The organism is Halomonas sp. 113 (assembly GCF_904067645.1).
GTDB classification, from domain to species: domain Bacteria; phylum Pseudomonadota; class Gammaproteobacteria; order Pseudomonadales; family Halomonadaceae; genus Vreelandella; species Vreelandella titanicae.
In genome coordinates, this window is record NZ_LR881453.1 from 1669076 (window position 1) to 1688150 (window position 19075).

Here is a 19075-nt window from a genome sequence, read left to right on the forward strand (position 1 = left end):
CCCTTTATTCGGTTTTATGACATGCCACCCTTCGCGGTGGCATATTTCATGCATTACCTCTAATTGAAAAGGCTTAGCGTTAGGAGCCTGTCTGGCTTGGCCGATCGTCGCGAGAAGCATAGATTCGCAGTAGATCAGTGTTAAGTCGGACAGGCTCCTAGGGAACCGCTAATCCTAAAGATGGCACAAGCCTTCAATAAAAAAGTAGGGGGTCTCAATGCATAATGCCGCACAAGCAGCATCCACTATTTATGAATTAGCCGATGACGAAGTGTTGATCTCACGCTCGGATCTGCAGGGCAGAATCACCTACGCCAACCAAACCTTCGTGGAGGTGAGTGGTTACACGCTGGACGAGATCATGGGTGAACCCCATAGTCTGTTCCGCCACCACAGCATGCCCAAGGCGGTTTTTCAGAACCTGTGGGAAACCATTGAAGCCGGTAAAACCTGGCAGGGGCTGATCAAGAATCGCCGCCAAACGGGAGAAGCGTATTGGATGCATACCACCATCGCGCCGCTGCTCGATGGTAACCGCGTGGTGGGCTATACCTCTATCCGGCGTAAAGCGGCGGATAGAGCCATTGCCCGGGCAGAGCGGGTATACGCTGCAATGCAACAGGGCAAAACACGTGGTTTCAAGCTGCATTATGGTGCAATACGCCACACCGGTCTGCGTGGATGGGTAAAGCGTTTTAGTTTCAGCAGTATGCAGGCCAAACTAATGGGCATGGTGCTGGCTTCGGTGGTTTTACTAGTCATCGCAGGGGCGGCGGGGGTGTATGGCTTAACCAGTTCCGCTGAACGCTTACGCACTCTCAATCAAACGGGCCTTGAAGGCATTACCGACCTTCAGCAGATAGGCCAGCGGGTTAGCCAAGCCATTCAGGCGTTAGAACCGGCGGTGCGCAACCCGAGGCGGGCGGATCTTGATGCTCTTGAAAGCCAGTTAACCACCATGAGTGCCGACATTGAGCAGTCGTGGCAAGGCTATACTGCAGAGCGCGAAACCGGCGGTGTGCAAGAGGGCCTAGCGGCACATCTCACCACTTTTATTGAAAGTGCCGATACCACCCTGACGGCTATCCGCGATGGTAACGGCTTTGCTGCTTTTGAAGCCTTTAATGACAACGTGCAGCCCACCTCTGAAAGTATTAGTGCCACTATCAATGTATTGGTTGAACAGGAACGCACGGCTGCGCATACGCTGATGGACAATGCCGAACAGCAGCAACAGGTATTATTGTACGGTCAGTTGGGCGTGCTGCTGCTGGGTATTGTGTTAATGGTGGGGCTGAGCATGGCGGTACTCAAATCGCTGATTAAATCACTCAACGAGGCCCGCCGGGTAACGTTCCAAATTGCTGCGGGCAACCTCGCCAACCGAGTGACTTTAAAGCGTAATGACGAGTTAGGCGAGTTGCTGAGTTCGCTGGAAACCATGCGCGCTAGCTTATCGGGGCTGATTACCGAGGTGGGCAACAAAGTTGATGTGGTGACACCTGCGTCCGAACATATCAAACAGCAGAATGAAGACCTGGCATCGCGCACTGAGCAGCAGGCCTCCTCGCTTCAGCAAACTGCCTCTAGCATGGATCAGATGACGGCGACCGTGCAGCAAAACAGCGAAAACGCCCGTCAGGCCAATCAACTGGCCATGCAAAATGCCACCACCAGCCGCGAAACCGGCGAGCGCATGCAGGCGCTAGTCGAACGCATGGAGCGCATCGCTGCCAGCGCCGATAAGATGACCGACATTATTAGCGTCATCGACGGCATCGCTTTTCAAACCAATATTCTGGCGCTGAATGCCTCAGTAGAAGCTGCTCGGGCTGGCGAGCAGGGGCGTGGTTTTGCAGTTGTGGCAAATGAGGTGCGTAGCTTGGCCGGGCGTAGCGCTGATGCGGCTGGCGATATTCGTCGTTTAATCGACTCCTCCTCCCAGGAGATTAGCGGCGGTGCCCAAGCGGTGAAGGAGGCCGAAGCCGCTATCGATCAGGTAGTGACTCAGGTAATGAGAGTCAGCGATATCATGGAAGAGATCAGCACCGCCTTCGATGAGCAGAGCAACGGTATCGCGCAAATCAATACCGCCGTCGCGGAGATGGATCATGTCACCCAGCAGAATGCCTCCAAGGTACAGTCGATTTCCAGCGCTGCTCAAGACCTCACCCGCGAAGCACTGAGTCTGGCCAACGTTATCGCCGCCTTTCGCTTAGAGGGTGCTGCCGAAGAGAGCAGCGAGACTGCCCGCAAGCGCTTGCTTAAACAAGCAGGGCTTGGCTCCACGCCCCCATTAGCGTCATCTCCCGCATTAGTCTCGCCCCAAAACTCCCCGACTCAGCGTACTGCCCAAGTCCAGCCAGCCGAAGAGGCGTGGGCGACCTTCTGATGAATCGGCGCCATGGAGGGCGCTTTACTTCCTATCGGGTCTCGTGATTTAGCCTCTACATCCAGCCTCCACATCTAGTCTCTGCGCATTGCTCATGCCACAATCAAAAGCCACTGATATTTTTCAGAATTAGCCTAGTCCGCAGTCTTGCTTGCTGTGGGCTAATAAAAAATAGAGCCTAGCTATTTATTAGAGAGTAGAGGACACCATGCCAGAGTATCGCTCACGTACCACCACCGCTGGCCGCAATATGGCCGGTGCCCGCGCGCTGTGGCGTGCCACGGGTATGCAGGATGGCGACTTTCAAAAGCCGATTATCGCGGTAGCCAACTCCTTTACCCAGTTTGTGCCGGGCCATGTGCATTTAAAGGATATGGGCCAACTGGTGGCGCGGGAGATTGAGAAAGCCGGGGGCGTCGCCAAAGAGTTCAACACCATTGCGGTGGACGATGGTATCGCCATGGGCCACGACGGCATGCTCTACTCGCTGCCCAGCCGCGACCTGATCGCTGACAGCGTTGAGTATATGTGCAACGCCCACTGCGCCGATGCGCTGGTATGTATTTCCAACTGCGACAAAATCACCCCAGGAATGCTGATGGCCGCTCTACGCCTCAATATTCCGGTTATCTTTGTTTCCGGCGGCCCCATGGAAGCGGGTAAAACCAAGCTTCTCAACCACGGGCTGGATCTCGTCGATGCCATGGTGATGGCCGCCGACGACAGCGTGGATGATGACACCCTGGCGGAAGTAGAGCGCAGCGCCTGCCCCACCTGCGGCAGTTGTTCGGGCATGTTTACCGCCAACTCCATGAACTGCTTAACCGAAGCGCTGGGTCTGGCCTTGCCCGGCAACGGTACCGTCTTGGCGACTCACTCGGATCGTCGTCGCCTGTTTGAAACCGCTGGCCATCGCATTGTCGAGCTGGCCAAGCGCTATTACGAAGGCGAAGAAGCCCACCTGCTGCCGCGTGCCATTGCCTCCAAGGCGGCGTTCAAAAACGCCATGACCCTGGATATCGCCATGGGCGGCTCTACCAACACTATTCTTCACTTCCTGGCGGCGGCCCAGGAAGCCGAGGTGGACTTCACCATGGCCGATATCGACCGCCTCTCCCGTGAAGTGCCCCAACTCTGTAAAGTGGCGCCCAATACCCAGAAGTACCATATCGAAGACGTCCACCGTGCAGGTGGCATTATGGCCATCCTGGGGGAACTGGATCGTGCCGGAGTACTGGATACCTCGGTGCCCACCGTGTATGGCGACAGCCTGAAAGCGGCGCTGGAAGAGTGGGATATCATGCGCTCGCCAAGCGCGGAAGTGGTTGAGTTCTTTAAAGCCGGGCCGGGTGGCATCCCTACCCAAGTGGCATTTTCCCAAAGCGCTCGCTGGCCGAGCCTGGATGGTGACCGCGCTACCGGCTGTATTCGTGACCTTGAGCACGCCTTCTCCCAGCAGGGTGGCCTGGCCGTGCTTTACGGCAATATCGCGCTGGATGGCTGCGTGGTCAAAACCGCCGGGGTCGATGACTCGATCCTGGTCTTTGAAGGCCCCGCCCATGTGGTGGAGTCTCAGGATCAGGCAGTCGCCGATGTGTTGGCGGATAAGGTCAAAGAGGGTGATGTCGTCGTGATTCGCTACGAAGGCCCGAAAGGCGGCCCCGGCATGCAGGAAATGCTCTACCCGACCTCCTACCTCAAATCCAAAGGATTGGGTAAAGCTTGCGCGCTGCTGACTGACGGGCGCTTCTCTGGCGGTACTTCAGGACTCTCTATTGGCCATGTTTCCCCTGAAGCAGCGGCGGGCGGCGCGATTGGATTGATCGAGCAGGGCGACCTGATCCGCATCGATATCCCCAATCGGGCGATTAACGTCAAACTGACCGATGCCGAGCTGGCGGCCCGCCGCGAGGCAATGGACGCCAAGGGTGCCGCTGCCTGGAAGCCTGCCGAGCAGCGCCCTCGCAAGATCACTCCGGCACTTAAAGCCTATGCGCTGTTGGCGACCTCCGCTGACAAAGGGGCTGTTCGGGATCTAAGCAAACTCGACTGATATACGCAGCTGAAACATGCAGCTGAAACATGCAATAAGCCCGAGTAAGGAATCAAATGAAGGCTATTATAAACGTTGGATTAGTCGGCTACGGTTTCGCTAGCCAAACCTTCCACGCACCGCTGATCCAGGCCACGGAAGGCCTGGATTTGGTCGCGGTCTCTTCAAGCGATGCCGCCAAGGTGCAGGCGTCACTGCCGGATGTTGAGGTAGAGGCTCAGGCATTAGCACTTTGCCAGCGCAGTGATATTGACCTGATCGTTATTCCCACTCCTAACGATACCCACTTTTCCCTCGCCAAAGCCGCTCTCTCGGCGGGCAAGCACGTAGTGGTCGATAAGCCGTTCACGGTGACCCTGTCAGAAGCCAAGCTGCTCAAAAAATTGGCGGATGATAAAGAGCGTCTATTGTCGGTGTTTCATAACCGTCGTTGGGACAGCGATTTCTTGACCGTTAAGGCCCTGCTTGAGGCGGGGACGCTAGGACGTCTGGTCAATTTCGAATCCCATTTCGATCGTTTCCGTCCGGAGGTTCGCGATCGCTGGCGCGAGAAGGCCACCCCCGGTGGCGGCATCTGGTTTGATCTGGGGCCGCATTTATTAGATCAAGCCTGCGAGCTGTTTGGCATGCCCCAGGCTATTCTGCTGGAACTCGGCATGCTGCGAGATGGCGCCCAGGCTGACGATGACTTCCTCGCGCTGCTCGATTACGAAAGCTTTCGCGTTACCTTGGCGGCGGGCACGCTGGTGGCCGAACCGACACCGCGCTTCCGGATTAATGGCACCCAAGGCAGCTTCATAAAATACGGCTTAGACCCTCAGGAGGATCGCTTAAAAGCAGGCGAAGTGCCGACATCCCTGTGGGGCGAAGATACTCAACATGGCACCCTGACACTGCGCGAAGGGGAGGGGGATAACGCACCGCTAACGCGTCGTGAGCTTCCTACCCTGCCGGGCGACTACCTGGCCTATTACCAAGGTATAGCCGCCGCTATCCGCGATAAGGAGCCACTACCGGTCAGCGCCGATGATGCCCTGCGCTCAATGTCCTTGCTGGAAGCCGGGCTGGATAGCCACCGCCAGCGCCGCTGGATCGCATTGAAAACTCATCTTTAGAGAGAGGGGCGGGGGATTAGTCGCTTTTGCGTGTGAGGAGCCTTCTTATTATGTCATTGCGAGGAGCGTAGCGACGCGGCAATCTCAACCAGCGGCGGCAGTATAACCCCGAGATTGCTTCGCTTCGCTCGCAATGACAAAAATGAGGTAGCTTCGCTCACGATGACATCGACCCACCTCGAGCGAAGCTACTGCCTACTTAGATACTTCAAAGCAAATCCGTCGCACTATTGCGTTTCTCTTCCCGCAACCTATCCCGGGCGATATAGAGCGCGGCGATAGCGCGGGCTTCGTGAAAATCCTCGCGCAGTAGTAGGGCGGGTAGCTCCTCGATGGCGTGGGTTTCCACAATCAATGGCTCTGGCTCATCCCCTGGCAGGCGCTTGGGGTACAGGTCGGTGGCGAGGAGTACCTGCATACGGTGGCGCATATAGTTGGGTGCCAGCGAAAGCTCGACCAGCGGTTCAATGCGGTGAGCGCCAACGCCACACTCCTCCATCAACTCGCGGTTAGCCGCGGTAATGATATCTTCGCCAGGGTCGACTAATCCCTTTGGCAGGGTGAGCACATAATCTTCAAATCCAGCGGCGTATTCACGTATCAGCAGCACGTGGTCTGGGTCGGGCATCGCCACCATCATCACTGCGCCGCGGTCAGCGCCGGTCAAGCGCTCAAATTGGCGCTCTTCTCCGTTAGAAAAACGCAAATCAAGCGACTCAATCTGGAATAAACGGCTCTGGGCCACGCTCTTGCGAGCCAAAATTTGCGGCTTTTGCTGGTAGCCCGAACGCTTAGCACTGGCACCTTCAGGGTGATTGAAGGTGTCGCGAGTTGGGGGGGGCGTAGACATAAAAGTGGGCCTCCATGGCTGGTAAAAGGCGGTTAAGCTACAATAGCACGCTTACTCCTAACGTGACTGGAGCGGCAATGATTGATTGGCGCGAGATAGACACCGTCCTCTTGGATATGGACGGCACGCTGCTGGATTTACACTTCGACAGCCACTTTTGGCTCGAGCACCTGCCGCGGCGCTACCGCGAACTGCACCAACTGGATGAAGCCTCCCAGGAGGCGCTGCGCGCGCGTATTATCGGCGAGCAGGGCACCTTAAACTGGTACAGTCTGGCGTACTGGAGCCGCGAGCTGGGCGTGGATATCGTCGCTCTGAAGCGCGAAGTCCAGCACTTGATAGGCCTGCGTAGCGATGCTCTGGATTTCCTCACATGGCTCAAACAGGCCCACCCGAGGGTCGTGCTCGCCACTAACGCGGATCGTGCGAGTCTTGCCCTGAAGCTGCCGCTCACCGGTTTGGAAAGTTACCTGGACGCGATCGTCTCTTCCGAGGACGTAGGAGCCGCCAAAGAGGAGCAGGCGTTTTGGTTTGCGCTACAAGACATCGAAGCCTTTGATCCCACGCGTACGCTGTTTATCGACGACAACGCCCGTGTACTCGAGAGCGCTCGTGAGTTTGGCATTAAGCATTTACTGGGCATTAAACAGCCCGACAGCCAGCGGCCTGAAAAAGAGCTGCAAGAATTTATTGCCCTCGATCGCTTTGCCCACCTGCTACCCGAACAGCTTCCTGAACAGGTGTCAGCAACCCAAGGAGTGCCTAAATGAGTGACAGCGTACGCTTGGACAAATGGCTCTGGGCCGCACGTTTTTTCAAGACCCGCGCACTGGCTAAAAAAGCCATCGAGGGTGGGAAAGTGAATTACGACGGCGGCCGCGCTAAAACCAGCAAGCAGGTGGAAATCGGTGCGCTTATTCGCGTGCCCCAGGGCTGGGAGATATTGGAGGTAGAGGTCTTATCGCTTTCGGATCAACGCCGCGGCGCACCAGAAGCGCGCACGCTCTATGCGGAAACCGAAGAGAGTGTGCAGCGTCGTGCTAAAGAGGCCGAAGCAAGACGCCTCACTAACGAAGCGATGCAACATCCGCTCAAACGCCCCGACAAAAAGCAGCGCCGCGATATCCAGCGCTTCCAGCGCCATCAGGGTGAGTAACGAGACTATCGTAGCTGAGTGACTCCCTTTAATTACTCCCCCATAACGGGATCCGAGAGCAGGTTGAAGCGAGGGTCTTTTGACAGGGATGTCAAAAGTAGCGCCCATGGATGGGTTCACAGCGCCCTCGCGTAAACCTGCCCTCGGCACTGAGGAGCGCGGATTGTCAGCTGCGATAGCCCTGAGCCAAGTAGTCCTTAGCCACTAATAAACCAGTTAAACCTTAGGTTGCCAAATTATGTCCGATCAAATTCAACGTTTTATGTTCGATCACACCAATGTCCGCGGCGAGATCGTCACCCTGGCGGCCGCCTACCACGAAGTACTGGATCGTCATGCCTACCCTCCGGCGGTGAATGAGCTGCTGGGCGAGCTATTAGCCGCCGTGGCGTTGCTTACCGATACCGTGAAGTTGGATGGCACGTTGAGTATCGAGGTACGTGGACGCGGCGTTCTGTCACTGTTAATGGCCGAGTCCAACCCCGGTGGTGAACTGCGCGCGATTGCCCGCATAGCAGAAGACGCCGCACTGCCCAGCGAGCACGCCAGCTTCCGCGAACTAGTGGGAGAAGGCCAGATCGTGATTACCCTCGATCCCCGTGAGGGCCACCGCTATCAAGGTATTGTGGCGTTGGATCAAGAGACCCTGGGCGGCTGTCTGGAAGCCTATTTCAGCCAATCTGAGCAGTTGCCAACCCGCCTCTGGCTGGCTGCCGATGAGAAGCGTGCGGGCGGGTTACTGCTGCAGCGGCTACCAGAAGAGTCACAAAACCAGGATGTCGATGCCTGGGATCGCAGCGTACAGCTAGCTGATACGATCAAAACGGAAGAACTGCTCGGCCTTGAGCAGCGCGAGGTGCTGCATCGTCTCTATCACGAAGAGACCGTGCGTGTTTTTGAACCCAAAGCACTGCGCTTTGGCTGCACCTGCTCCCGTGAGCGTATGAGCTACGCGTTGCACTCTCTGGGTAAAGAGGAACTGCGGGATATTTTGCACGAGCAGGGGGCTATTGATACCCAATGCCACTTTTGCCACACGAAATATCACTACACAGCAGCGGATATTGAAACTTTGTTGGACGACCCTGACGCGCCACCGCCCACGATTCACTAAGTGTGTAGTCGAAAGCGTATACCAGGGCGACTACCTGCCGTACTAGGAGCGCCATTGTATTCAATGATTTTGGCGGTTCTTGCAAACGACTGTTTTAATTTTTACTGCGCTGCAACACAAAATGTAGTACCTTTGTAGTAGTTTAACTACAAGATATTTGATCTTCGCCCCCGTTTCCTGGGGGCTTTCTTTTTGCCATAATGCGCCGGACTTCAGCGCACCCAGCCGGTTTCACAGTGGTTGGGATGAACATCAAGGCGTCGGTGACGCCCGGTAAATCGAGAGAAGCCCAGGAATCGACATGACCACGACTCAAGCCGCTCCCCAATCCCACGTTAATCTCAGCAGCGCCGAACTAGTCGAGCGCGCAGTGGCACGTGGCGAAGGCCGCCTCTCAGCCAACGGCGCCTTGGTAGTCAATACCGGCCTGCGTACCGGCCGCTCACCGAAAGACCGCTATATCGTTGACGAGCCCTCCACTAGCAGCCAAATCGATTGGGGCAATGTTAACCAGCCCTTCGACGCTGGCAAATTCAACGCCCTGTGGGATCGAGTCAATGACCACCTGATTAGCCAAGAGCATTTTGTCTCTGAGCTGCACGTGGGCAGTGGTTCCGCTCACTATCTGCCGGTGCGCGTCACCACCGAAACTGCTTGGCAAAACCTGTTTGGCCGCACCATGTTTGTACGCCCTCAGGCCTACAACCAAGCAGTTAAAGACGAGTGGACGATTCTTAACGCCGCAGGCTTTGAGTGTGACCCTACTCGCGATGGCACCAACTCTGATGGCTGCGTGATCCTCAACTTCGCCGAGAAAAAAGTGCTTATCGCGGGTATGCGCTACGCCGGTGAAATGAAGAAAGCCATGTTCTCGGTGCAGAACTTCCTGCTGCCAGCCGCCGACGTACTGCCCATGCACTGCTCGGCGAACGTGGGTGAAGATGGTGAAACCTGTCTCTTCTTCGGTCTCTCTGGCACTGGTAAAACCACTCTCTCGGCGGATCAGGCGCGCTTCTTGATCGGTGATGACGAGCACGCTTGGGGAGATGGAGTCGTCTTCAATATGGAAGGTGGCTGCTACGCCAAATGTATCGATCTTTCCGAAAAGAATGAGCCGGTCATCTGGAACGCTATCAAGTTTGGCACCGTACTGGAAAACGTGGTGCTGGACGACCGTCGTGAGCCTGATTATGCCGACGATAGCCTGACCCAAAACTCCCGCGCCGCGTACCCGTTAGAGCACGTTGAGAAGCGCGTAGCGGAAAACCTGGCGGGCGAGCCGAATGCCATCGTGTTCCTGACCTGCGATATGTCCGGCGTGCTGCCCCCAGTGTCGATTCTTTCCAAAGAAGCCGCGGCGTATCACTTTCTGTCTGGCTACACCGCTAAAGTGGGTTCCACTGAAATGGGCTCCTCTGAAGGCTTGGCCGCCACATTCTCTACCTGCTTTGGCGCACCGTTCTTCCCGCGTCCTGCCCGTGAATACGCTGATCTACTGATCAAGCGTGTCGAGAAAAAAGACGCCCAGGTATATCTGGTTAATACCGGCTGGACTGGCGGCGCTTACGGCGAAGGTGGCGCACGCTTCTCCATTCCGACCACGCGTGCCATCATCAGCGCGATTCAGTCTGGAGTGCTACGCGACATCGAGACCAAGCACATCGATGGGCTCAATCTGCAAGTGCCGCTTGCCGTGCCGGGCGTTGATTCCAGCCTGCTCGACCCACGTGAAACCTGGCAAGACCGTGACGCCTACGACCGCCACCTCAAAGACCTGGCGACCAAATTCGTCGATAACTTCAAGAAATTTGAAGGCGTCAATGAGGCCATTATCCAGGCAGGCCCCCAACTGACCTGAGCATCAGTTGATGACTTGGACGTCAGTTGACCAGCGTGTCAGGCCGCTAAAAAAAGCAGCAGAAAAAGTAGCGTGCCAGTGTAAGTAAGTCGCACCCAATAGCGACTAAACTACACAGAAATGATCGACCTCAGAATGGGACAGCGCCACGGCACTGTCCCATTTTTATTGGCTCTTTTGCTGGCCGATTATTTTCCTTGCCAATTTCTGGGGAGTGATTCTCATGAAAAGACGTCAATTTTTAGGCCTGGCCGGACTAACCGGCGCGGTCGGGGTGATACCTGGACTGTCATTTGGCTTTCCACGGCTTGACCTGGAAGCTGCACCAGGCCTGGAGCCACTGGAGCTTAGTGAAGCCGAATGGCGTGAACGACTCACCGATGAAGCCTTTGATGTACTCCGAAAGGCAGGCACTGAGCCCGCCTTTTCAAGCCCGTTGGACAAGGAGTGGGGGGAGGGTGAATACCGCTGCGCTGGCTGCGATCTGTTACTCTTCACCAGTGAAATGAAATATGATTCCGGTACCGGTTGGCCAAGCTTTTTCGAACACGTGGAAGGGCATATGCTGACCGAGCTGGACTTCAAGCTGGTTTGGCCCCGTACCGAATACCACTGCGCCCGCTGCGGTGGTCATCAGGGCCACGTCTTCGAAGATGGCCCCGAACCCACCGGCCTGCGCTGGTGCAACAATGGCGTTGCCTTGCGCTTCGTGCCTGCTGAATCGAGCTAGGCTGCCGAGCGGGGGGAGGATAGAACAATCATTAGGAGTGTTGCGTGAAAGGTTGGCTCCAACAACGATGGACTCGAAAGAAACTCGCCAGCATCCATAACCTGCATGATGTTGAGCGGCTGGCCCGAAAAGTGTTGCCCAGGCCAATTTTTGGCTATATCGACCATGTGGCCGAGGATGGGCGAACCCAGCGAGCCAACCTCACCGCTTTTGATGATTACCGCTTTTTGCCCAAGGCGTTTGTCAACGTCTCGCAGATTGATCTGCACACCGAGCTTTATGGCAAACACTACACTGTTCCGTTCGGTATCGCCCCCATGGGCATTAGTGCGCTGTCAACTTACCAGGGCGACTTAGTGCTGGCGCGGGCAGCAGCAAAGCGCAACCTGCCCATGGTTATGAGTGGTTCATCGCTTGTGCCCATGGAGGAGGTGGCTAAGGTGGAGGGAGCCGACTGGTTTCAGGCCTACCTGCCCGGTACCCCAGAAGGTATCGAGGCCCTGCTCGAGCGGATCAAGCGAGCCGGCTTCAAGAAGCTGGTGGTAACGCTTGATTACCCGGTGCCGCCCAATCCCGACAATTTCCGCCGTTCGGGATTTTCATCCCCTCTCGAGCCAACCCTTCGCCTAGCATTTGACGGTCTGATACGGCCTAGTTGGCTATGCAATACCTTCCTGCGCACCTTGTGGAAGCACGGTATGCCGCATTTTGAAAACAACTATGCCGAGCGGGGCGCTCCCGTTATCTCCCGCCAAGCAGCGCGGGACTTTTCGGGGCGGCGCCATTTTGACTGGGGTTATCTCGATCTTGTACGGCGCCTGTGGCCCGACACCTTGATCGTCAAAGGGATATTAAACCCGGAAGACGCAGTACGTGCTCAGCAAGCAGGGGTTGATGGCATTATTCTTTCAAACCATGGCGCACGCCAGTTGGACTGCACCATTTCCCCGCTCCAGGTGCTGCCCGAGATCAAGCGTCGCGTTAGTGATATCCCCATTATGATCGACAGCGGCTTCCGGCGTGGCTCCGATGTGATCAAGGCGCTGGCATTGGGGGCTGATTTTGTCTTTGTGGGGCGTCCTTTCAACTATGCCGCCGCCTGCGCAGGGCAGGCTGGGGTAGAGCATGTCGCTGATCTTTTGCAGCGTGAAATTGAGCGCAATATGGCTTTGCTAGGGCTGACCAGTCTCTCACAGCTAGACCGCTCCTGCCTCTACCTATCAACAGTGTGATTACGTGCCTCGGCCATGTGCATAACGTGCACATGGCCATGGAATCCCCACATCCATGTGCATGCGAGATTTAGTAGCGCGTGGTAAGCCTAAGGCGCACCCGCGGAAGCAGCGCGAAGCGGTGCCGGGGTTGGTTCGTATAGGCAGTGCTGGTTGGGTGCCATGGGGCGTCGTTCCGCCGCCTCCCGCGGGTGCCTCGAAACGCTCGCTGAGCTCGCTTTCTCGTTACCACGCGCTACGGGTTCTGCACCAAGCGAAATCGATGGGTTCTCGTAGCGCGTGGTAAGCGAAGCGCACCCGCGGAAGCAGCGCGGAGCGGTGCCGGAGTTTGGCTGAAGTGCCATTGGGCGTCGTGCCGACGCCTCCCGCGGGTGCCTACGAACGCTCGCTGAACTCGCGTTCTTCGTTACCACGCGCTACGGATGTGCACGAAGTTGAATCGGTGGGTTTCGTAGCGCGGCGTAAGCGTCAGCGCACCCGCGAGAGCAGCGCGAAGCGGTGCCGGGTATGGCTGAAGTGCCATTGGGCGTCGTGCCGCCGCCTCCCGCGGGTGCCTACGAACGCTCGCTGAACTCGCGTTCTCGTTACCACGCGCTACGGGATGTGCATCTGTCTCATCAAAGCCTAAACCCTTCAACAATATGCTCGGCCAGGCTATCGATAATCGGTGACTGGGTGGCGGAGGTGTGCTGCAAAACGATGGACGCTTCCGGCAGTTCGGGAAACCCTTCTTTTTTACCCAATATCTGCATGTCGGCGGTGACTAAACTGCGCATCCAGGCAGACACTGCCAAGCCCGCCCCCACAACCGCCTGTAACGTCGCCAGGCTCGGGCTGCTGTAAGCGACTCGATAGGCCCGGCCTGCGCGATCCAGTGCATTACAGGCATGACGTCGACAAAAGCAGGGAGCCTCAAACATGGCAAGGGGTACTGGCGTCTGTAAATGTGTGCAATGGCTCTCAGCCGAGACCCACACGGTAGCCTCACGCCTTAAAATGGTGCCAACTTCGTCGCCTATCTCCCGCGTCATAATAATCAGGTCTAGGCTCCCTTGCGGCTGCTGAGAGAGTACCGAAGAGGGGGCGCAGTGCACATCCACATCCACCAGCGGCCAGGCTTGGGAGAAGGTTTTCAGAATGCCGGGCAGAAAACGCATCACATAGTCATCCGGCACCCCCAGTCGCACACGGCCCACCATATCCGGCTGGCGCAGCAGCGTCAGCGCTTCTCCCTGCAATGAAAGAATTTTGCGTGCATAACCCAGCAGCGTATGCCCTTCGCTGGTTAACAGCAGTTGGCGATTCTGGCGCACAAACAGTGGGCGCTGAATAACATCCTCTTCCAGCCGCTTGATTTGCATGCTGACGGCTGATTGAGTGCGGTTTACCGTCTGAGCGGCGCGGGTGAAGCCGCCCTGGTCGACAATGGCCACAAAGGTGCGCAGCAGCTCATGATCGATGGTGGGTAGTGTGGCCATGGCTATCAATCTTTTTGATGTTGAACATAAGAAGTATTCGTTGGATTGATCTTAGGCGCTGTTCAATACTTCCTTCAACACTTATTCACCACGCCGCTGCTGGCGGCGAAGGGAGGTTGAAATGGAGCGCTCGCTACACTGCTTGCAAAACCAACGCTTGCAGAACCAACAGTGCCAGTCTGCTGAGAAGCAACCCAGCATCACCTGGCGGGAAAGAATTTATCGCTGGTACCAATTGCGTCGCGAGCGGGATTCCTTGCGCCATTTGAGCGATGACATGCTGAAAGATATTGGCATCAGCCGCGATGACGTACAGCGCGAGTCACGCCGCCCGTTCTGGGATGACCACGGGTGGCGACGCTGAAGCCGCAAGTCATGCCAGCCGTGGCGCGTTTGTGATACCTTGTTGGCACTAAAAAATGCTGCATGAGTTAGTTGCAATTTATGGATGTCAATCAGCGTATTATTTCCCGTCTGGCCACTGAGCTTGGTGTGCGTCCCGAGCAAGTGTCCGCCACGGTGGAGCTACTGGATGGCGGCGCCACCGTGCCCTTCATTGCCCGTTACCGTAAAGAAGTCACCGGCGCGCTGGACGATATCCAGCTGCGCCAGTTGGATGAACGGCTTCGCTATCTGCGTGAGTTGGAAGAGCGCCGCGCCGCGGTACTTGTCGCCATTGATGAGCAGGGCAAGCTCGATGCTACGCTGAAAGCCAGCATCGACGCTGCCGAGACCAAGCAACGCTTGGAAGATTTATACCTGCCGTTTAAGAAAAAACGCCGCACCAAAGCGCAAATCGCTCGCGAAGCCGGGCTTGAGCCGCTGGCGGATGCGCTGCTTGCCGATCCAACGCTTAATCCGGAAAGCGAAGCGGAAAACTATCTGCGCCCAGCAGAAGGCGATATTCCTGCCATCGAAGATGCCAAGGCCGCTCTGGATGGCGCCAAGCAGATCTTGATGGAGCGCTTCGCCGAGGATCCCGAGCTCATCGGCCAACTGCGCGAACGGCTGTGGCAAGAGGGCCAGCTCAGCGCCCGTGTGCTGGAGGGTAAGCAGCAGGAGGGCGCCAAGTTCTCCGACTATTTCGAGCACGATGAGAAACTCGCCAAAGCGCCATCACACCGCGCTTTGGCAATGTTCCGGGCGCGTAACGAAGGCGTGTTGAGCCTGTCGATTCGACTGCCCGGCGAAGACGAGGCCCCCATTCACCCCGCCCAACTGGCGATTGCCAAGCAGTTTGGTATCAGCGACCAGGGCCGCCCGGCGGATAAGTGGTTAGCCGAAGTGGTGCGCTGGACCTGGCGGGTGAAGCTCTATACAGCACTGGAGACCGAGCTGCTGGGCCGCCTGCGCGAACAGGCTGAGCTTACCGCCATTGAAGTGTTTGCGGCCAACCTAAAAGACCTGCTGCTGGCTGCGCCGGCGGGGCAAAAAGTGACGCTGGCTATCGACCCCGGCCAGCGCACCGGCTGTAAGGTCGCGGTGATCGATGCCACTGGGCAATTTGTCGATCACACCACTATCTATCCCCATGCGCCGCAAAACCAGTGGAATGAAGCCTTGAGCGTGCTGGCTAAGCTGGTGAAACAGTACGGCGTCGAGCTGATTGCGGTGGGCAATGGTACCGCCAGTCGTGAAACTGACAAGCTCGCGGGCGAACTACTAAAAGCCCTGGCGCCAGCGCACCGGTTAAGCAAAGTGATGGTCTCTGAAGCGGGCGCCTCGGTCTACTCTGCCTCTGAATACGCCTCGCGGGAAATGCCGGATCTTGATGTGACGGTGCGCGGTGCCGTCTCTATTGGTCGCCGCCTGCAGGATCCGCTGGCCGAACTGGTTAAAATCGAGCCCAAGTCGATTGGCGTAGGCCAATACCAGCACGATGTCTCCCAAGTACAGCTGTCGCGCAGCCTGGAAGTCGTCATTGAGGACTGTGTTAACGCCGTGGGCGTCGACCTCAATACCGCTTCCAGCGCACTGCTTTCACGGGTAGCCGGTCTGAGCGCTGCGCTGGCCGAAAATATCGTTGCTCAGCGTAATGTCAAAGGCGCCTTCAAAAACCGTAAAGAGCTGTTAGAAGTGAGCCGCCTCGGTGCCAAAACCTTCGAGCAGTGCGCGGGTTTCCTGCGTATCCACAATGCCGATAACCCCTTGGATGCCAGCGCCGTTCACCCGGAAGCCTACTCACTGGTGGAACGTATCGCCAAGCAGAGCGGGCGTGAAGTACGCGGCTTGATTGGCGACAGCGCTGCGTTGAAAGCCTTAAAGCCTGCCGATTTTGCCGATGAGCGTTTCGGCGTGCCCACCGTCAGCGATATTCTCAAAGAACTGGATAAACCTGGTCGCGACCCTCGCCCTGAGTTTAAAGCGGCCGAATTCCGCGAAGGTGTCGAAACCCTTAATGACCTCAAGCTTTCCATGGTGCTCGAAGGCACAGTCACCAATGTGACCCACTTCGGCGCTTTTGTGGATATCGGTGTCCATCAGGACGGCCTGGTACATATCTCGGCGCTATCTGATCGCTTTATCGATGATCCGCGCAGCGTAGTCAAAGCAGGGGATATCGTCACCGTAAAAGTGATGAGCATTGATATCCCCCGCAAACGGGTAGGTCTATCGATGCGCTTGGATGACCAGCCTGAGGCTGAAAACGGTGCCAATAAGCACAGTGGCTCGGCGAAAGATCAACACAGTGGTGCCCGTAAACCGGCTCGAAACCAGCGTAACAACGACAATAAAGCGGATGCGCCAGAGCCCATGGGGGCGCTAGGTGCTGCGCTGTTGAAAGCGCGTGGCGGCAAATAGTCGCGTGCCCTGGAAGCGAAGGTGTCTTGAAAAAACGATCGTTGCCGCCATATCCTGTTTTCTGTTTTTGAATCAGCGATGATGGCGATGCCACCTGACTACACCAAGGCCCGCTCACGGCGGGCTTTACTGACAAGGAGTGTTCACCTTGCCTGAACCACTCACTGTGCCATCCGCGCTGACCGCGCAAGTCGAGCGCCTGATACCCAGTGCGCGCCTTGGTCGGTTGGGCCGCCTGCGTCGTGGGCTTGAAAAAGAGGGGCTGCGGGTCGATGCTACTGGCCACATTGCGCAAACACCGCACCCGTACGCGCTGGGTTCGAAATTAACCCACCCGCATATCACCACCGACTACTCAGAGTCGCTGTTAGAGTACATCACGCCGGTTTACTCTCAGCCAGGTGAAGCGCTGTGCTTTCTATCTGATCTGCATACCTTTACCTACCATCATCTGCAAAACGAGTGGATCTGGCCCGGCAGCATGCCCTCTAGGCTATCCGGCAACGACAGCGTGCCGATTGCCGATTATGGCAGCTCCAACGTGGGCACCATGAAGCATGTTTACCGCAAAGGGTTGGACATGCGTTACGGCCGCATCATGCAGGCGATTGCAGGCGTTCATTACAACGTATCGCTGCCCGATGACATGTGGCACGCACTGCGCGAGTTGGAAAAAGCCAACAATATCCCCTTTAACGACTACCGCTCCACCCGCTATTTCGGCATGATCCGCCACTTCCGCCGCCATAGCTGGTTGTTGCTCTACCTGTTTGGCGCTTCACCGGCCATCGATAAAAGTTTTTTGCCTGAAGGTAAGGTACCCGAAAAACTGCAGTCGCTTAGCGACGACACCTACTTTGCCCCATACGCGACGACTCTGCGGATGTCCGATCTGGGGTATCAAAACAAAGTACAGTCGCAGCTTAAAATCTGTTTTAACTCGCTCTCTAACTACGTTAATACCCTGCGGCACGCCATCTCTTCACCGTGGCCCGACTATGAAAAAATGGGTGTTAACGTGGATGGTGAGTGGCGTCAGTTGAACGCTAATATTCTCCAGATCGAAAACGAGTACTACAGCGACATTCGGCCCAAGCGGGTTGCCAAACACAACGAAACGCCCAGCCAAGCCCTCGAAGCCCGCGGCGTGGAGTATATCGAAGTACGCTGTTTGGATTTAAACCCCTTCGACCCCCTGGGCGTTACTGAAGACCAGATGCGCTTTGTGGACACCTTTTTGATGTGGTGCCTACTCAGCGACAGCCCGTGGATCTCCGACGAAGAGTGTGACCGCTTGGACGACAACCGCCGCTGGGTGGTGGAACGCGGCCGTGACCCTGAACTCACGCTAATCAACCACGGTGAAACCACCTCCGTGCATGAGTGGGGCGAGCAGATTTTCGCCGAGATGGGCGAAGTTGCCCGCCTGCTGGATGCGGTCGAAGAGGGGAGCCCGCATGCTGATGCGCTGGCAAGCCTTGCACCACGTCTTGCAGACCCTTCGCTAACGCCTTCTGCCCAGGTGCTGGAACGGTTAAAAGCGCACGGCGGATCGTTAAGCGATTTGATGCTTAGCCTGGCCAAAGAGCAGGCCGAGCAGTTAAAAGCCGCGCCGATGCAGCGCAGTCGTGAAGCGCTGCTTGCTCAGCTGATTGAGACCTCGCACCAGCAGCAGCACGATATTGAAGCCGCTGATAAAGAGACCTTCGAAGAGTTCTTGCAGGCCTATTTCACTAAAGCTCGTGAGTCCCGCGCCATGTCGGCGCTGCCATCTGAGGTTAGACAATGATTCTGCACTCCTTTCGCTCGGCCGCCCTGGCTGGTTTAGCCTTCTGCGTTTTAATGATGGCGGTAGCCCTGGGGCTTGAGCACATCGGCGGATATGAACCCTGCCCGCTGTGTATCTTTCAGCGCGTAGCGGTGATCGTCGCGGGCATCGTGTTCGCGATAGCCGCTATTCACAGTCCCGCCGGGCGTGTAGGCAAAGTGATTTACGGGCTGCTGTCGCTGGCTGCTGTGGGAACCGGTGCCTTTATCGCTGGCCGCCACGTTTGGCTACAAGGCTTGCCCGCCGATGAAGTCCCTTCCTGCGGCCCTGGGCTCGATTACATGATGGATATTCTGCCCATGCAGGACGTGGTGGCCATGGTGTTAACCGGCTCAGGCGAGTGCGCCAATATCGATTTCTCGTTGCTCGGCCTATCACTGCCCGCCTGGACGCTAATCGGATTTGCCATTCTGGCAATCGCACCGCTGCGTATGCTGTTGATGAAAAGTCGGGGTTAGTAGGGCGTC

Annotated in this window: 15 protein-coding genes; 13 read left to right on the top strand and 2 right to left on the bottom strand. The window is 56.8% G+C overall.

All coding sequences use genetic code 11. The features are described from left to right. Positions 1-217: 217 nt before the first annotated feature. The 3 genes from YERSI8AC_RS07935 to YERSI8AC_RS07945 all read left to right on the top strand — a co-directional run bounded on the left by YERSI8AC_RS07935 (position 218) and on the right by YERSI8AC_RS07945 (position 5560). The gene (locus YERSI8AC_RS07935) at positions 218-2392 is read left to right on the top strand and encodes a methyl-accepting chemotaxis protein (protein WP_159176488.1); all 2175 of its coding nucleotides are present in this window, start codon (positions 218-220) and stop codon (positions 2390-2392) included. A 208-nt stretch (positions 2393-2600) separates the two neighbouring features. Continuing rightward, the gene (gene ilvD / locus YERSI8AC_RS07940; RefSeq protein ID WP_141441414.1) at positions 2601-4445 is read left to right on the top strand and encodes a dihydroxy-acid dehydratase; all 1845 of its coding nucleotides are present in this window, start codon (positions 2601-2603) and stop codon (positions 4443-4445) included. 56 nt (positions 4446-4501) lie between these two features. Continuing rightward, the gene (locus tag YERSI8AC_RS07945; protein WP_138800637.1) at positions 4502-5560 is read left to right on the top strand and encodes an oxidoreductase; all 1059 of its coding nucleotides are present in this window, start codon (positions 4502-4504) and stop codon (positions 5558-5560) included. A gap of 208 nt (positions 5561-5768) precedes the next feature. On the opposite strand, the gene nudE is transcribed toward YERSI8AC_RS07945, so the two are convergent. Further along, complete coding sequence (gene nudE, locus YERSI8AC_RS07950) at positions 5769-6410, bottom strand: ADP compounds hydrolase NudE (RefSeq protein WP_022519716.1); 642 nt, start codon at positions 6408-6410, stop codon at positions 5769-5771. A 77-nt stretch (positions 6411-6487) separates the two neighbouring features. Between nudE and yrfG the strand changes: the two genes are divergently transcribed. The 6 genes from yrfG (at position 6488) to YERSI8AC_RS07980 (ending at position 12500) form a co-directional block, all read left to right on the top strand. Further along, complete coding sequence (gene yrfG / locus YERSI8AC_RS07955; protein WP_159176489.1) at positions 6488-7180, top strand: GMP/IMP nucleotidase; 693 nt, start codon at positions 6488-6490, stop codon at positions 7178-7180. Beyond that, a complete protein-coding gene (locus tag YERSI8AC_RS07960; RefSeq protein ID WP_039860606.1) occupies positions 7177-7566 on the top strand; it encodes an RNA-binding S4 domain-containing protein in 390 nt (129 codons plus the stop codon). Before yrfG ends, YERSI8AC_RS07960 begins: the two co-directional genes overlap by 4 nt. Before the next feature lie 238 nt (positions 7567-7804). After that, positions 7805-8680: an Hsp33 family molecular chaperone HslO gene (gene hslO / locus YERSI8AC_RS07965; protein WP_022519713.1), complete on the top strand. Its 876-nt coding sequence runs from the start codon at positions 7805-7807 to the stop codon at positions 8678-8680. 301 nt (positions 8681-8981) lie between these two features. Continuing rightward, on the top strand, positions 8982-10538 hold the full coding sequence (locus YERSI8AC_RS07970) for a phosphoenolpyruvate carboxykinase (protein WP_159176490.1): 1557 nt from the start codon (positions 8982-8984) through the stop codon (positions 10536-10538). Between the two features lie 223 nt (positions 10539-10761). Then, the gene (gene msrB / locus YERSI8AC_RS07975; RefSeq protein ID WP_159176491.1) at positions 10762-11268 is read left to right on the top strand and encodes a peptide-methionine (R)-S-oxide reductase MsrB; all 507 of its coding nucleotides are present in this window, start codon (positions 10762-10764) and stop codon (positions 11266-11268) included. Positions 11269-11312: 44 nt separating this feature from the next. Beyond that, positions 11313-12500, top strand: coding sequence for an alpha-hydroxy acid oxidase (locus YERSI8AC_RS07980; RefSeq protein ID WP_159176492.1), 1188 nt, complete (start codon positions 11313-11315; stop codon positions 12498-12500). A gap of 617 nt (positions 12501-13117) precedes the next feature. Here YERSI8AC_RS07980 and YERSI8AC_RS07985 read toward each other — a convergent pair. Next, positions 13118-13978: a LysR substrate-binding domain-containing protein gene (locus YERSI8AC_RS07985; RefSeq protein WP_039860607.1), complete on the bottom strand. Its 861-nt coding sequence runs from the start codon at positions 13976-13978 to the stop codon at positions 13118-13120. Between the two features lie 121 nt (positions 13979-14099). Between YERSI8AC_RS07985 and YERSI8AC_RS07990 the strand changes: the two genes are divergently transcribed. The 4 genes from YERSI8AC_RS07990 to YERSI8AC_RS08005 all read left to right on the top strand — a co-directional run bounded on the left by YERSI8AC_RS07990 (position 14100) and on the right by YERSI8AC_RS08005 (position 19066). After that, positions 14100-14342 (top strand): DUF1127 domain-containing protein, encoded by a 243-nt coding sequence (locus tag YERSI8AC_RS07990; RefSeq protein WP_022519708.1) that lies wholly within the window; start codon positions 14100-14102, stop codon positions 14340-14342. 80 nt (positions 14343-14422) lie between these two features. Beyond that, positions 14423-16780, top strand: a complete 2358-nt coding sequence (locus tag YERSI8AC_RS07995; RefSeq protein WP_159176493.1) for a Tex family protein — start codon at positions 14423-14425, stop codon at positions 16778-16780. 148 nt (positions 16781-16928) lie between these two features. Further along, positions 16929-18569 (top strand): glutamate--cysteine ligase, encoded by a 1641-nt coding sequence (gene gshA, locus YERSI8AC_RS08000; RefSeq protein WP_022519706.1) that lies wholly within the window; start codon positions 16929-16931, stop codon positions 18567-18569. Further along, the gene (locus tag YERSI8AC_RS08005; protein ID WP_022519705.1) at positions 18566-19066 is read left to right on the top strand and encodes a disulfide bond formation protein B; all 501 of its coding nucleotides are present in this window, start codon (positions 18566-18568) and stop codon (positions 19064-19066) included. Before gshA ends, YERSI8AC_RS08005 begins: the two co-directional genes overlap by 4 nt. Positions 19067-19075 lie beyond the last annotated feature (9 nt).